The organism is Amycolatopsis sp. 3B14 (assembly GCF_050958625.1).
GTDB lineage: Bacteria > Actinomycetota > Actinomycetes > Mycobacteriales > Pseudonocardiaceae > Amycolatopsis_E > Amycolatopsis_E thermoflava.
Genome location: NZ_JBHZEN010000012.1, coordinates 25,743 through 39,098, shown reverse-complemented (window position 1 = coordinate 39,098; position 13,356 = coordinate 25,743). Strand labels below are relative to the sequence as shown.

The window sequence follows — 13,356 nt, the reverse complement described above, 5'->3', positions numbered from 1 at the left end:
CCCCTGCGCTCACTGCACGATCTTCTTGGCTTCGTCGACCACCTGCTGCCAGGCCTGGTCGGGCGGTGTCCCCTGCTCGACGGCCTGCAGCGCCGGGCTGGTGACGTTCTCCTGGATCTGGCCGTCACCGGGACCCTTGTACTGCGCACGGGTCACCTTCTTGGCCTGCTCGGAGTAGAGCTGGCCGACCTTGGTGTCGCCGAAGTACGGCTCGGTCTGCTGCAGCAGCTGCGGCGAGGTGAGGGCCTGCGTCTGGCTCGGGAAGTTGCCGCGCGCCTGGAACGCCTTGAGCTGCTGCTCCGGCGCGGTCAGCCACGCCGCGAGCTCGGCCGCCTCCTTCGGGTGCTGGCTCTGCTTCGGCACGGTCAGGTACGAGCCGCCCCAGTTGCCGCCGCCGTTGGGGAACGCGTCGGTGACCGCCCACTTGCCCGCGTTGCCGGGGCCTGCGTTCTCCTCGACCACGCCGAGCATCCACGACGGGCACACGGTGGTGGCGAAGGATCCCTGCTGGAACCCGGTCTTCCACTCGTTGCCGAACGCGATGAGCTTCGCGGACTGGCCGCGCTGGATCGCGCCGGTGATGCGGTCCCAGGCCGCCTTGATGCCGGGGTTCGTCTCGATGGTGAGGTTGTCGTTGCGGTCCAGGTAACCGGTCTCGAGCTGGTTGACCATGGAGTTGTACAGCTGCGAGGACGCGTCGAACCACGCCTTGCCGCCGGTGCGCGCCACGTACTGGTCGCCGGCCGCGAAGTAGGACTCCCAGGTCGCGAACAACGACTTGACGCCCTCGGGGTCGGACGGCAGGCCGGCGGCCTGCAGCAGGTCCTTGCGGTAGCACAGGGCCAGCGGGCCGATGTCGGTGCCGTAACCGATCAGGCGGCCGTCCTTGTCCTTGCCCGCCTCGTACTTCCAGTTCAGCCAGCGATCCGCGGTCACGTCCTTGGGACCGATCTCGGTGAGGTCGTTGAACTTCGACGACTTGTCGATGATGTCGGAGAAGTGGCCCTCCTCGACCGCGACCACGTCCTCCAGCCCGTTGCCCGCGGCCAGCTTCGTGATCAGGTTCTGGTGGTAGGGGCCGCCCTCGCCGGTCTTGTGGTGGGTGATCTTGATGTTGGGGTGCAGGCGTTCGTACTCGGTGATCAGGTCTTCGTAGCCGAATTCGGTGAAGGTGCCGATGGACAGCTCGATCCGCCCGTCGCCGGACGTCCCGGACGAGCCGCCGCCACAGGCGGCCAGGCTCGCGCCCAGCACCGCCAGTCCGATCGCGAAGCTCACGCCCTTGTGAAGATGTCGCACGTCGATTCCCTAACTTGTGGGGTTCCAGGGAGGGAGATTTTGGGAGCGCTCCCAGAACGGGGTTGAGTGTGTCCCCAGTCACGAGCCGTGTCAAGATGCGCTATTGTTGGAAGCGCTCCCATCCATGGCGGAAGGTGACCCGGTGACCGCACACGGCAACCACGACGGCCGTCCGACGCTGGAGGACGTGGCCGCCTTCGCCGGGGTCTCGCGCTCGACGGCGTCCCGGGCGCTGAACGACGACCCGAACGTCAGTGCCCGCGCCCGGGAAGCGGTGCGCGCGGCGGCGGCGGATCTGGGCTATTCGCCGAACCAGGCGGCGCGGTCGCTGGTGACGCGGCGGACGGGCGCGGTGGCGGTGGTGCTGTCCGAGCCGGAGGAGGTCCTGCTCGGCGATCCGTACCGGACCGCGGTGATGCGCGCCGGGTACCGGGAGCTGGCCGCGTCCGGGGCCCAGATGGTGTTGATGTTCTGCGACGGACGGGACGACCTGACGCGGACGTTGCGCTTCCTGGAGGGCGGGCACGTCGACGGCGCGCTGGTCTTCGCGCCGCACCAGGCGGACCCGTTGCCGCGGGCGCTGCGGCTGCTGCGGCTGCCGGTGGTGTTCGGCGGCCCGGCGGGCGGCGTGGCACGGGGCGTGCACGTGATCGACTTCGACAACGAGTCCGGCGCGCGGCTCGCGGTGGAGCACCTGGTTTCGCTGGGCCGCCGCCGCATCGCGACGGTCGCCGGCCCGCAGGACCAGACCGCGGCGGTCCACCGGCTGTCCGGATGGCGCAAGACCCTGGCCGACGCGGGGCTGGAGTCGGCGGGCCTGGCGGAGGAGGCGGACTTCACGCTGGACGGCGGCCGTGAGGCGATGGACCGGCTGCTCGCGCGGGAGCCGGACCTGGACGCGGTCTTCGTGGCGAGCGACGTGATGGCCGCGGGAGTGCTGCAGTCGCTGGGCGCCGCGGGCCGCCGCGTGCCCGCCGACGTGGCGGTCGTGGGTTTCGACGACCACCCGGCGCTGGCCACCGCGATGAACCCGCCGCTGACCACCGTGCATCAGGACCCGGCCGCCCAGGTGCGCCAGATGGTCGCCACGCTGACCGCCCTGCTGGCCGGTGAAACGATCCGCCCGCGGCGGCAGGTGCTGCCGGTGTCGCTGAAGCTGCGCGAATCGGCGTGAGCCGCCCCGGCTTCAGCCGGACCCGGCTCGCTCCCGTTCGTAGTGCCGGGCGGCTTTCGCCCGGTTGCCACACCCCGCCATCGAGCACCACCGGCGCGTGCCGTTCTTGGTCGTGTCGTAGAAGTGCAGCACGCACTTCGGGTGCGCCGCGCAACGCTTGATCCGCTCCGGCTTGCCGTCGACGAGTCCCAGGTAGTCCGTCGCGGCGAGCCAGGCAGGCAGCCAGGCCGGATCATCGGTCGTGCCACGCGTCTCCGGCCCCGCGGCCCCGAGCCGGTAGCGGAGCGCCCCGCGCTCGAGGATCCGGTTGAGCTCGCGAGCGGCGTCCCGCCCGGTTTCGCCGTCCACCAGCGCCCGGAGTACTTCCCGCGTCTCACGCAGGGCGTCGCGCGTCGCCTCGTTCGCGACCGCCCGGTCCGCCAGGCCGGCCGAGTGCAGCCAGACGCCCACACCGTCGGTGGAGTCGAGCAGGTCCTCGGGGCCGTTCTCGCCGATCCAATACGTGTTCAGCAGATCGAGGCACAGCGGCTCACCGGTCAACGGGCGGGGGTCTGACACGAGGCCAGTCTATCCGGTCATCTCCCAATAGGTGGTTGACACTGGATCATCTAACCGTCTAACTTCATTAAGACAGTTAGACCCCACTGAGGAGGAAGCTCATGACAACTGCCACGATCAGCGCCGTTCAGACCGGCCACGTCGGTCTGAACGTCACGGATCTGGACCGTGCGGTGCCGTTCTACGCCCGGGTCTTCGGGTTCCAGGTGCAGGCGGAAGGCGGGAACGACGAGCGACGCTGGGCTTTCCTCGGACGCGACGGGCGGCTGGTGCTGACCCTGTGGCAGCAGAGCGAGACGCCGTTCCCCGCGTCCTCGGCCGGCCTGCACCACCTGTCCTTCCAGGTCGGCTCGATCGACGAGGTGCGAGCGGCCGAGGCGGTGCTGCGCGAACTCGGCGCCGAGTTCCGCTACGACGGAGTGGTGCCGCACGGGGAAGGCATGAGCTCCGGCGGGATCTTCTTCACCGACCCGGACGGCATCCGCCTGGAGATCTACGCCCCGAGCGGCGCCGAGACCGCGGCCGCCCCCAGCGGCGAGGCGCCCACCTGCGGCTTCTTCTGATCCCCACCCTGATTCCGAGCTGAAAGGAGGCCGCTGTGACGGTCGACGTCTACCACGAGGGTGAACGGGCCGCCCAGCGGCGCTCCGGCCTCCTCGACCAGGGCGGGTTCTCCGCCCGCGCGATCCAGCGCGCGATCCCGGCGGTGGCCCGGGATTTCCTCGCCCAGCAGGTCATGCTCGTGCTCGGCGCCACCGACGCCGAGGGCCGGGTCTGGGCCACACTCCTGTCCGGACCGCCGGGGTTCCTGCGGGCCGAGGACGACACCACACTCGCCGTTGCGGCGCTCCCGGCGCCCGGCGACCCGCTGCGCTCCCGGCTCGGCGAACCCGCACCGGTGAGCATGCTCGCGATCGAGGCGTCCTCCCGGCGCCGCATGCGGATGAACGGCCGCAGCACACCGGTCGCCGGCGGCTTGCGGGTCGCGCTCGAGCAGGTCTACGCGAACTGCCCGAAGTACATCCAGAAACGGGAACCGCACCCGGAGCAGGCCGCGCCCGGCGAACCGGTCACCTCGTCCGCCCTGTCGCCGTACCAGCGGGAACTCCTCAGCCGTGCGGACACGTTCTTCGTCGCCACCGCCGACCGGGACGGCGACGTCGACGCTTCGCACCGCGGCGGCAACCCGGGCTTCGTCCAGGTGCTGTCCGGCACCACACTGCGCTGGCCGGACTACGTCGGCAACGCCATGTTCAACACGCTGGGCAACCTGGAGGTCAACCCGGCCGCCGGACTGTTGTTCCTGGACTGGACCACGGGCACGACCGTGCAGCTCACCGGAACGGCGCGCACGGACTGGGGGCAGGCCGCGGCCGGGTCCCTGCCAGGCGCGCAACGGGTCGTCGACTTCACCGTCAGCGCCGTGGTCGAGATCCCCAGCGCCAGTCGCCTCCGCTGGAGCGCACCCGCCTTCTCCCGCTTCAACCCTCCCCTCCCCACTGCCTCATAGGACGGACACCGTGCAAGTACACGTCGACCTCGCGGTGTGCCAGAGCCACGGCCAATGTGTCTTCGGCGCGCCGGACGTCTTCTCCTTCGACGACGACGACCAGCTCCGCTATTCGCCGTCCCCGCCGGAAGAACGGCGTGCGGACGTGATCCGGGCCGCGTCGGCCTGCCCGGTGCGCGCCATCACCGTCGGCCCGTTCGGCAGCGGAAGACCGGCCGCATGACCGCCGGTGACGCGGGCATCGTGGTGGTGGGTGCGTCCCTGGCCGGCCAGCGCGCGTGCGCCGCACTCCGCCGCCACGGCTACCGGGGGCGCCTGACCGTCGTCGGCGCGGAGCCGCATCTCCCCTACGACCGGCCACCGCTGTCCAAGGAGCTCCTCGCCGCGACCGCGGACGAGTCCGCGGCGGCACTGCCGTCCGCCGGGCTCGGGATCGATTGGGTGCTCGGACGGCGAGCCCGTCGGCTGGACGTGCCGGGCCGCACCGTCGAACTGGACGGCGGCGACGTCCTGCCCTTCACCGGCCTGGTCGTCGCCACCGGCTCCGCGCCGAACCCCTGGCCCGGAACGCATCCGCCGGAGGTCGGGGTGTTCCGCACGCTGGACGACGCCCGGGCCCTGCGGCACCGGCTCGGCGGCGGCGATCGCCTGCTGGTCATCGGGGCAGGTTTCCTGGGTGGTGAACTGGCCGCCGCCGCCCGGGGCCGGGGGACGTCCGTCGAGCTGGTCGAAGCGCAGCCGCAGCCGCTGCGCTCCGCGCTGGGGCCGGTCGCCGGCGAGTTCGTCGCAGCGCTGCACCGCGCGGCCGGGGTGTCCCTGCGGACGCGCACGCGGGTCGGCTCGTTCACCGGTGGCCACCGGCTGACCGGCGCGATCCTGTCGGACGGCACCCGGGTGGCGGCCGACCTCGCGGTGGTGGCGCTGGGCGCGTCGCCGGGCACAGGATGGCTCGCCGGTGCGGGCCTGCGCATCAACCGCGGTCTCGTCTGCGACCAGCACGCACGAGCGCTCGGCACCGACGGGGCACCGGTGCCGGGCATCGTGGTGGCGGGGGACGTGGCCCGCTGGCCTCACCCGTCGGCGGGACCGGACGGCGCCGTGCTCGGCCACTGGACGCACGCGGTCGAACAGGCCGAGGTGGCGGCCCGGAACGTGCTCGACCCCGCCCATCCCGCCACCTACCGCCCGGTGCCGTCGTTCTGGTCCGACCTCTACGGCGTCCGGCTCCGCGCCGTGGGTTTCCCCGCGTTCGCCGACACCGTCGAGGTCCACGAGAACGACCCCGACGGCGGCAGACTCGACATCGCATACCGGCGGGACGGCGAGCTGGTGGGCGTGCTGACCGGCAACCGCCCCGGCCGGCTGGCCGCCTACCGCGCCCAGCTGGCCGAGGCTCTCGGCCGCGTGCCCGCCTGACCGCCGGACGGTCCGATGTGGACGATCGTCGAGCGGCGGAGGCGCGCGACGGCAGGTGCCGCTCGGATCCGCTCGCTGATCACCTCGGTGCCCGCCCGGTTCCGCCGCGCGCCTTCGGCCCGGCTGGCCGCGATCTCCGGCTCGACGGCACGGGCTGGATCGTGCGCGCGAGTGCCGATGCCCCTCATCGGCAGGGCCGGCACGCGCTATCCGCCGGACGGTCCGATGTGGACGACCTTCGTCACGGTCATCTCGTCGAGCAGCTCCGGCCCGTAGCCGAACCCCTCGCCGCTGGCCTTGCGCGGGTGGGCCGCCCCGGCGGGCGCGCCGCCGAAGACGTTGTTCACCTTCACCGTCCCCACGGGCAGATCCCGCCACGCCCGCTGCGCGTGGGCCATCGAATCGGTCAGCACCGTCGCCGTGAGGCCGTACCGGTCGTCGGCCGCCTCTTCCAGCGCCTGGTCGAAGCTCTCCACCACGCGCACGGGCGCGACCGGCCCGAACGTCTCCTCGCTCAGCACCCGCATCGACGGCGTGCACCCGGCCAGCACGGTCGCCGGGTAGTGCGCACCCGGCCCGTCCGGCAACTTCCCGCCGGCCAGCCGCGACGCGCCCTGCGCCACGGCGTCTTCGACGTGCGAGTGCACGTGCTCGCGCTGCCGCTCGTCCACCAGCGGCGCCATCGGCACCTCGGACGGGCGCCTGCGCGCCTCCGCCACGAGCGCGTGCAGGAACTCGTCGGCCACCGACTGGTGCACGTAGATCCGCTCCACCGACACGCAGATCTGCCCGGCGTTCGCGAACGCCCCCAGCGCGGCCTGCTCGGCCGCCCACTTCGGATCCACACCGGCGTCGACGATCAGCGCGTCGTTGCCGCCGTTCTCCAGCAGCACCTTCGCCCCGGTCCGCGCCGCGGCCACCGCCACCGAACGGCCGGTCGCGGTGCTGCCGACGTGCGCGATCACATCCACGTCCGCGGACTCCGCGAGCCGCGCGCCCACCCGGCCGTCGCCGTCCACGCAGACCAGCACGTCCGCGGGCAGGTGCCGCGCGATCAGCTCGGTCAGCATCCGCCCCACGTGCGGGCACCGCTCGCTCGGCTTGTGCACGACGACGTTGCCCGTCGCCAGCGCCGCGCCGATCAGCCCGCACGCGACCGCGACCGGGTCGTTCCACGGCGTCAGCGCCACCACGAGACCACGCGGCCCGGGCACCATCAGGTCCGTCGCGTCCCAGCCGCCCTGCAGGCTGCGCCCGCGGTGGGCGGGCCCCAGCTCCGCGTACTGCTCGAGGGTCCCCGCGCCGGCGAGGACACCTTCGCGTGCCTCGTCCGGCAGCTTGCCGGTCTCGCGGTTGTTCATCGCGGCCAGCTCGTCGGCCCGCTCACGCAGTTCGGCAGCCGCGGCCTTCAACGCGGCAGCGCGCTCCCCCGCCGCGGTCCGCTCCCAGCCCGTGAACGCCACCCGCGCCGCGCGCACCGCCTCGGCGACCTCGTCCGCGGTCGCGCTCGGCACGCGTCCCACCAGCTCGCCGCTCGCGGGGTCGCGGACCTCGATGGCCGCGTCTTCCCGGGTCATCAGCTCAGTCATCGCACCTCCTGTCCGCGGTGCGAGTACCCCTGCTTCTCCTCCGCGACACCCGGCGGGCTCAGCCCTCGGCGATCTGCTGCGCCTTCGCGTAGGCCAGCTGCAGGAAATCCGCGCCGGTCAGCGCCGCCAGCGCCGCCGCGACCAGGCGCGTCACGCGGGGCGCGAAGACGTGGCCGACGGTGAATCCGGTCACCACCCACATGTCGAGGCAGAACGGGCAGCTGAGCAGCTCGCCGAGGCTGTGCCGCAGCCCGGAGGGCTTGCGCACCTCCTCCATCACCTCGGCGGGCCCGCCGGTGTCGGCGTATCGGGTGAACGGGGCGCGCAGGGGGCTGGTGACGGCGTCCTTGCTGATCGTCCTGGCCAGTTTGTGGGTACCCATCGCCATCAGGGCGATGTCGGACACCCGCAGGTCACGGGGCATCTTGCGGCCGGTGAGCAGAGCCGCGAGCGTCGCCGTCGCCACGAGTGAGGTGTACACGAGCAGGACGACGAGGTAGCCGCCCAGCGGGCGGTCGTGGTTCCCCCGGTAGGCGTCGGCCTCGGCGCGACCCGCGGCGGCGAGGTCCCGGAGTCCGGCGTGCTGCGCCATACGCTCTCCTGATACTCGGCTGTTCGTGCGGGCAACGGGTACCCCCCGGACCCACGGGCAACCGCCCGGCCGCGAAGGAGGAGAAATGCCGCACAAGTACCTCTTCCGACGCGCGACGCCCGACGACGCCGACGCGATCCGGGAACTGGTCCACGCCGCGTACGCGAAGTGGGTGGACATCATCCGCCGAGAACCCCTGCCGATGCGCACGGACTACCGGCAGGCCGTCACCGCCCACCGCATCGACCTGCTCTACGACGACGACCAGCTGGTCGCGTTGATCGAGATGATCCCGGCGGTGGACCACCTGCTGATCGAGAACGTCGCCGTGCGGCCCTCCGCGCAGGGCGCCGGTCACGGGCGCCTGCTGATGCGGCACGCGGACCTGCTGGCCCAGTCGATGGGGCTGCCCGGCGTGCGGCTCTACACGAACGCCCTGTTCACCGAGAACATCCGCTTCTACCGGCGGCTGGGTTACCGGGTGGACCGCGAGGAGCCGTTCCTCGACGGCGCGCTGGTGCACATGAGCAAGACGGTCTGACGCCTCACTTGTCCTTGCCGGGCTTCTTGTCCTGCCCCTTGCCCTTGTCCTGGCCCTTGCTCTTGTCGTCCTTCCGGCCCTTCGCGGGCGCGGGAGCCTCCTCGCTCTGGCTCGCCGGAACGGTTTTCGCCACCGGGGCGGGTGTTTCGCTCGTCACCGGCGGCGGCGCGGCCACCGGCGCGGGGGTCGGCGCCACGGGTGCGGGCACCGAGGCCGGCGCCTCCGTGGTGGTCCCGTTCAGCAGTGTGAACGCCATCGCGGCCGCGGCTGCCACACCGGTGATCCCGGCGGCGACACCGAGCCGCCGTTTCGGCTTCAGCGGAACCAACGGCCGGGTCGCCCCACCGAGCACGGCCGCCACTTCACGCGCCGACGGCCGCCCGTGCGGGTCCCGGTTCCCCATGCGCCGCAACAGGTCCGCCAGGTGCGGGGGCAGGTCGTCCGGCACCGCGGGCGGGCGCAGCAGGCGCGCCACCGCGGACTCGGTCAGCGACCCGGGGTACTCGCGCCGCCCGGACAGGCATTCCAGCAGCACCAGCCCGAGCGAGTAGACGTCCGCGGGCGGCCCGACCGGTTCCCCGCGCACCTGCTCGGGCGCCATGTATGCGGCGGTGCCCACCACGGTGCCGGTGGTGGTGAAGCGGGTGCTGTCGTGGCCCTGCGCGATGCCGAAGTCACCGAGCACCGCGCCGTCCGGCCCGAGCAGGATGTTGGCCGGCTTCACGTCCCGGTGCGTGATCCCCGCGTGGTGCACGTAGGCCAGCGCGTCCGCCAGCCGCGCGCCCAGCTCGATCGTCTCGTCCATCGCCAGCGGCCCCTCGGCGATGCGGTCCGCGAGCGTCGGGCCGTGCACGAGCCGCATTACGAAGAACACGCGTCCGTCGCACACGCCGGAGTCGTACAGCGGCACCAACGCCGGGTGCCGCAACGGGTCCAGGATGCGGAACTCCTGCGCCTGCCGCCGCTGCTGGGCGGGTGTGGAACCGGCGCGGAAGAGCTTGATCGCGACTTCGCGTTCGGCGACGCGGTCCCACGCGCGGTGCACGTCGGCACTGCCACCGCCACCGATCCGCTCCTCGAGCCGGTACCGCTCACCCATGTCCACGAGGAATCGCTACCCCTGCGCGGGTGGCCGCAAACCCGATCCGGGGTGGCCTGGACGACACGGATCGGCAAGAGTGGGGCCATGAGCAGCGCAGAGGTGCGGGACGGCGTGTCGTTGACGAACCTCGACCAGTCACTGTTCGCCGATGCCGGCGCCACGAAGCGCGATCTGGTCGACTACCTGGACGCGGTCGCCGACCGGATGATCGCGGCGCTGCGGGACCGGCCGCTCTCGGTCGTGCGGGTGCTGCGCGGCCAGGACGCGTTCATGCAGAAGAACCTGCCGAAGTACACCCCGGAGTGGGTGCCGCGGGTGAGCATGTGGGCGGAGAGCTCGCACCGGCAGGTGACCTACGCCCTGTGCGACGACCGCCGCACGCTGCTGTGGTTCGGCAACCAGCGGGCGATCGAGTACCACCCGACGCTGGGCACCGCCGGGCACCTGGACCGGCCGACGCACCTGGTGCTGGACCTGGACCCGCCGGAGGGCTCGGCGGCCTTCGACCTGGCGGTGCGCGCGGCCCACCTGGTGCGCCGCGCGCTGGACGACTGCGGTCTGGCCGGCGCGGTGAAGACGAGCGGTTCCAAGGGGGTGCACATCTTCGTGCCGGTGCGTGGCGCGGACGCGGAGCAGGCCGCCGCGGCAACCCGGGCACTGGCCGCACGAGCCGAGGCGCTCGACCCGGAACTGGCGACGACGGCGTTCATCCGCGAGGACCGCGAGGGCAAGGTCTTCCTCGACTCGACGCGCGCGGGCGGCGCCACGGTCGTGTCGGTCTACAGCCCGCGGGTGCGGCCCGGGCTGCCGGTGTCGTTCCCGGTGCCGTGGAGCGACCTGGACAACGTGCAGCCCAGCGACTTCACGCTCCGCGAGGCCCTGCGGCTGCTGGGCTCGGACGATCCGTGGACCGATTCGCTGCCGGATCCGCAGGAGCTGCCGGCGGATCTGGTGGAGCACGGCCGCACCATCCCGATCGCCCGCGTGCAGGCGATGCACGAGGGCAAACGCCGGGCCCGCGCCCGCCGCGAGCAGGGTTCCTGACCGTGGTGACTCGGGCACGCTGACCCTCGCCCACGACTCACCTCCCGCGGCGACTCCGCCCGCGGCGGCTCACCTACCCCGGCGGCTCCGGCCGCGGCGGCTCACCTGCCGCGGCGACTCCGGCTGCGGCGGCTCCGGCCGCCCAGGTCGCAGGCCCCCGCGCTGCTGCCCCTCCGCCCAGCGGCAGCCCCGCCACCCACCCGCAAGGCACCACACTGCTGCCCCTCCGCCCAGCGACAGCCCCACCACCCAGCCGCAAGCCCCCGCGCTGAAGCCCCTCCGCCCAGCGACAGCCCCACCACCCAGCCGCAAGCCCCCGCGCTGAAGCCCCTCCCCCGAGCAGCCAGCCCAGCCGCAGGCCACCACGCTGCTGCCCTCCCTCAGCGGCAGCCCCACCACCCAGCCGCAAGGCACCACACTGCCGCCCCTCCCCCGAGCAGCCAGCCCAGCCGCAGGCCACCACCCTGCCGCCCCTCCCCCAGCGACAGCCCCACCCCACCCCCAGCCGCAAGCCCCCGCGACCTAGCGCGGCGTCTCCGAGCGGAAGCTGTGCCCCAGCTCCGGCCCGAGGCCGAAGTAGTGCCGGAAGTTGTAGATCAGCGGGCTCCACGCGCCGGGGTCGACGTGCTGCGTGCCGGGCACGACCAGCCGCGCATCGCAGTGCACGCGCAGCACCTCCGCCTGCACCACCACGAAACCGCCGCCCCAGCCCTCGCCCACGTCGGCCACCCGCGCCTCCAGCGCGATCGGGCAGTCCGCCACCCGCGGCGGCCGGACCAGGTCGGACTCCGCGGGCCGCAGCCCGGACGCCGCGAACTTGTCCGGCTCGTGCCGGAACGCGCCGCGTTTGTGCGCCGGCACCGGGTCCGCGCCGGTGAGCGGGGCCAGCCGCTCCACCGCCCGCCACTGCTCCGGGCCGGGCAGGTTGACCACCACGTCCCGGCGCGCGCGGAGGTTGGCCGCCGTGTGCGACGCGGCGGCCAGCCCCAGCACGACCACGTGCCCCAGCGCCCAGGCCGAGGACATCGGCGCGAGGTTGGCGCTGCCGTCGGCGTTCTCGGTCGACAGCAGCACCACGGGTGTGCCGAAGTAGAGGATCTTCGGGTTGATCACGACGTGCTCGTCCGTTGCGATGTTCACGCCGCCACGCTAGAAACCGGTCGTGTCGGTCCCGGCCGAACTCAGCGGTGCCTGCCCCGCCGCACCTGCTCCACCAGCGCGATCAGCACTTCCTTCGCCGACTCCCGGTTCCGCGCGTCGCACAGCACCACCGGGATGCCGGGGTCGAGGTCGAGCGCCGCCGCGACCTGGTTCGCGCGGTACTGGCGGGATCCGGCGAAGCAGTTCACCGCCACCACGAACGGCGTCTCGCGCCGCTCGAAATAATCGACCGCCGGGAAGCAGTCTTCGAGGCGGCGCGTGTCGGCGATGACGACCGCGCCGAGCGCGCCCTGCGCGATGTCGTCCCAAAAGAACCAGAACCGGTCCTGCCCCGGGGTGCCGAACAGGTACAGCGCGAGGTGCTCGTCGAACGTGATCCGGCCGAAGTCGATGGCGACCGTGGTGGTCTTCTTCTGCTCCAGGCCCTCGGCGTCGTCGATCCCGGCGCCCGCCTCGGTCAGGTACTCCTCGGTGCGCAACGGCTGGATCTCGCTGACCGCCCCGACCATCGTGGTCTTGCCCGCGCCGAAACCACCCGCGATGAGGATCTTCAACGCGGTGAAGGGTTTCGCCGGCGCGGGCAGTGGTTCAGAGCGCACGGAGTCCATTCAGCACTTCCCTCAGGATGCGGTCGGTCGGTCCGGTGGCGGCCGGGACCGGGCGGGTCACCTCGACGTGCCCGCCGTTCAGCAGGTCCGCCAGCAGCACCCGCGTGACGTTGAGCGGCAGGTTCGCGCGGGCGGCGATCTCCGCGACCGACAGCGTGTGCGCCTGGCACAGCTGGAGGATCACCGCCTGCTCGGGGCTCAGGGTGAGGTCGTGCTCGGGCCGCGTGCGGGCGGAGACGAGCGCGATGATGTCCAGGAACTCGGCGGACGGCCGGGCCCGGCCCCTGGTCAGCGCGTACAGGCGGACCATGGGGCCGGACTCGTCGCCGTACCAGTCGCTCACGTGCCCGTCCGGTCCAGCCGTGGTGCGGTGTACATGTGTTCACCCACCTGCGAAACGAGCCGGGCCATCTCGTAGGCGACCAGTCCGATGTCGGTGCCGGCCTCGGCGAACACCGACAGGCACGTCCCGCCGCCCGCCGCGATGACGAACAGGAAACCGCCGTCGAGCTCGACCATCGTCTGCCGGACCGCGCCGGCGTCGAACTGCCTGCCCGCGCCCTTCGCGAGGCTGTTCAGCGCCGACGACACCGCGGCGAGGTGCTCGCTCTCCTCGCGGGTCATCCCCGTCGAGGTGGCCATCGCCAGGCCGTCGTTGGACAGCAGCAGCGCGTTCCGGACCCGTGGCGCGTTGCCCACCAGCTCGTCCAGCAGCCAGGCCAGCTCCCGGCCGTTATCGGTGGCGTCCACCGCTACCCCTCT

At 72.6% G+C, this 13,356-nt stretch carries 16 protein-coding genes; 7 read left to right on the top strand and 9 right to left on the bottom strand.

All coding sequences use genetic code 11. The features are described 5' to 3' along the window. Positions 1–9: 9 nt before the first annotated feature. The gene (locus tag ACCP09_RS07720) at positions 10–1,299 is read right to left on the bottom strand and encodes an ABC transporter substrate-binding protein (RefSeq protein ID WP_027931714.1); all 1,290 of its coding nucleotides are present in this window, start codon (positions 1,297–1,299) and stop codon (positions 10–12) included. Between the two features lie 124 nt (positions 1,300–1,423). On the opposite strand from ACCP09_RS07720, the gene ACCP09_RS07715 reads away from it, so the two are divergent. Continuing rightward, complete coding sequence (locus ACCP09_RS07715) at positions 1,424–2,473, top strand: LacI family DNA-binding transcriptional regulator (protein WP_123683407.1); 1,050 nt, start codon at positions 1,424–1,426, stop codon at positions 2,471–2,473. Between the two features lie 12 nt (positions 2,474–2,485). Here ACCP09_RS07715 and ACCP09_RS07710 read toward each other — a convergent pair whose 3' ends face one another. After that, positions 2,486–3,031: a CGNR zinc finger domain-containing protein gene (locus tag ACCP09_RS07710; RefSeq protein WP_431910148.1), complete on the bottom strand. Its 546-nt coding sequence runs from the start codon at positions 3,029–3,031 to the stop codon at positions 2,486–2,488. 101 nt (positions 3,032–3,132) lie between these two features. Here ACCP09_RS07710 and ACCP09_RS07705 point away from each other — a divergent pair, with 101 nt between their 5' ends. Genes ACCP09_RS07705 through ACCP09_RS07690 form a run of 4 tightly spaced genes read left to right on the top strand, consistent with a single transcriptional unit; the run spans position 3,133 to position 5,957 of the window. Continuing rightward, positions 3,133–3,594 (top strand): VOC family protein, encoded by a 462-nt coding sequence (locus tag ACCP09_RS07705; RefSeq protein WP_027931717.1) that lies wholly within the window; start codon positions 3,133–3,135, stop codon positions 3,592–3,594. 35 nt (positions 3,595–3,629) lie between these two features. After that, positions 3,630–4,541 (top strand): pyridoxamine 5'-phosphate oxidase family protein, encoded by a 912-nt coding sequence (locus tag ACCP09_RS07700; RefSeq protein ID WP_433744441.1) that lies wholly within the window; start codon positions 3,630–3,632, stop codon positions 4,539–4,541. 10 nt (positions 4,542–4,551) lie between these two features. Next, positions 4,552–4,764, top strand: a complete 213-nt coding sequence (locus ACCP09_RS07695) for a ferredoxin (RefSeq protein ID WP_433744438.1) — start codon at positions 4,552–4,554, stop codon at positions 4,762–4,764. After that, on the top strand, positions 4,761–5,957 hold the full coding sequence (locus tag ACCP09_RS07690) for an NAD(P)/FAD-dependent oxidoreductase (protein ID WP_433744435.1): 1,197 nt from the start codon (positions 4,761–4,763) through the stop codon (positions 5,955–5,957). Before ACCP09_RS07695 ends, ACCP09_RS07690 begins: the two co-directional genes overlap by 4 nt. Before the next feature lie 206 nt (positions 5,958–6,163). Here ACCP09_RS07690 and ACCP09_RS07685 read toward each other — a convergent pair whose 3' ends face one another. Together ACCP09_RS07685 and ACCP09_RS07680 are read right to left on the bottom strand one after the other, a co-directional pair. Next, positions 6,164–7,546 (bottom strand): aldehyde dehydrogenase family protein, encoded by a 1,383-nt coding sequence (locus ACCP09_RS07685; protein WP_433744432.1) that lies wholly within the window; start codon positions 7,544–7,546, stop codon positions 6,164–6,166. 58 nt (positions 7,547–7,604) lie between these two features. After that, complete coding sequence (locus ACCP09_RS07680) at positions 7,605–8,138, bottom strand: DUF1360 domain-containing protein (protein WP_123683414.1); 534 nt, start codon at positions 8,136–8,138, stop codon at positions 7,605–7,607. An 85-nt stretch (positions 8,139–8,223) separates the two neighbouring features. Between ACCP09_RS07680 and ACCP09_RS07675 the strand changes: the two genes are divergently transcribed. Then, the gene (locus ACCP09_RS07675) at positions 8,224–8,679 is read left to right on the top strand and encodes a GNAT family N-acetyltransferase (protein ID WP_027931722.1); all 456 of its coding nucleotides are present in this window, start codon (positions 8,224–8,226) and stop codon (positions 8,677–8,679) included. A gap of 4 nt (positions 8,680–8,683) precedes the next feature. Here the strand turns inward: ACCP09_RS07675 and ACCP09_RS07670 are convergent, their stop codons facing one another. Continuing rightward, positions 8,684–9,778: a serine/threonine-protein kinase gene (locus tag ACCP09_RS07670; RefSeq protein WP_433744492.1), complete on the bottom strand. Its 1,095-nt coding sequence runs from the start codon at positions 9,776–9,778 to the stop codon at positions 8,684–8,686. Between the two features lie 87 nt (positions 9,779–9,865). On the opposite strand from ACCP09_RS07670, the gene ACCP09_RS07665 reads away from it, so the two are divergent. After that, positions 9,866–10,825 (top strand): DNA polymerase domain-containing protein, encoded by a 960-nt coding sequence (locus ACCP09_RS07665; protein ID WP_378332821.1) that lies wholly within the window; start codon positions 9,866–9,868, stop codon positions 10,823–10,825. 522 nt (positions 10,826–11,347) lie between these two features. Here the strand turns inward: ACCP09_RS07665 and ACCP09_RS07660 are convergent. The 4 genes from ACCP09_RS07660 to ACCP09_RS07645 are packed head-to-tail and all read right to left on the bottom strand — an operon-like array spanning position 11,348 to position 13,344. Beyond that, positions 11,348–11,965 (bottom strand): flavin reductase family protein, encoded by a 618-nt coding sequence (locus ACCP09_RS07660; protein WP_433744427.1) that lies wholly within the window; start codon positions 11,963–11,965, stop codon positions 11,348–11,350. Between the two features lie 41 nt (positions 11,966–12,006). Further along, positions 12,007–12,594 (bottom strand): GTP-binding protein, encoded by a 588-nt coding sequence (locus ACCP09_RS07655; RefSeq protein ID WP_123683418.1) that lies wholly within the window; start codon positions 12,592–12,594, stop codon positions 12,007–12,009. Then, positions 12,575–12,937 (bottom strand): DUF742 domain-containing protein, encoded by a 363-nt coding sequence (locus tag ACCP09_RS07650; RefSeq protein ID WP_051362752.1) that lies wholly within the window; start codon positions 12,935–12,937, stop codon positions 12,575–12,577. Before ACCP09_RS07650 ends, ACCP09_RS07655 begins: the two co-directional genes overlap by 20 nt. Beyond that, complete coding sequence (locus ACCP09_RS07645) at positions 12,934–13,344, bottom strand: roadblock/LC7 domain-containing protein (RefSeq protein ID WP_027931727.1); 411 nt, start codon at positions 13,342–13,344, stop codon at positions 12,934–12,936. Before ACCP09_RS07645 ends, ACCP09_RS07650 begins: the two co-directional genes overlap by 4 nt. Positions 13,345–13,356: the final 12 nt, after the last annotated feature.

Bases quoted from the DNA above. Each gene is read 5' to 3' on its own strand.
- ACCP09_RS07665 (WP_378332821.1), top strand. From the start codon at position 9,866: ATGAGCAGCGCAGAGGTGCGGGACGGCGTGTCGTTGACGAACCTCGAC.
- ACCP09_RS07685 (WP_433744432.1), bottom strand. From the start codon at position 7,546: ATGACTGAGCTGATGACCCGGGAAGACGCGGCCATCGAGGTCCGCGAC.
- ACCP09_RS07655 (WP_123683418.1), bottom strand. From the start codon at position 12,594: ATGGACTCCGTGCGCTCTGAACCACTGCCCGCGCCGGCGAAACCCTTC.
- ACCP09_RS07715 (WP_123683407.1), top strand. From the start codon at position 1,424: ATGGCGGAAGGTGACCCGGTGACCGCACACGGCAACCACGACGGCCGT.
- ACCP09_RS07675 (WP_027931722.1), top strand. From the start codon at position 8,224: ATGCCGCACAAGTACCTCTTCCGACGCGCGACGCCCGACGACGCCGAC.
- ACCP09_RS07705 (WP_027931717.1), top strand. From the start codon at position 3,133: ATGACAACTGCCACGATCAGCGCCGTTCAGACCGGCCACGTCGGTCTG.
- ACCP09_RS07670 (WP_433744492.1), bottom strand. From the start codon at position 9,778: ATGGGTGAGCGGTACCGGCTCGAGGAGCGGATCGGTGGCGGTGGCAGT.
- ACCP09_RS07690 (WP_433744435.1), top strand. From the start codon at position 4,761: ATGACCGCCGGTGACGCGGGCATCGTGGTGGTGGGTGCGTCCCTGGCC.
- ACCP09_RS07680 (WP_123683414.1), bottom strand. From the start codon at position 8,138: ATGGCGCAGCACGCCGGACTCCGGGACCTCGCCGCCGCGGGTCGCGCC.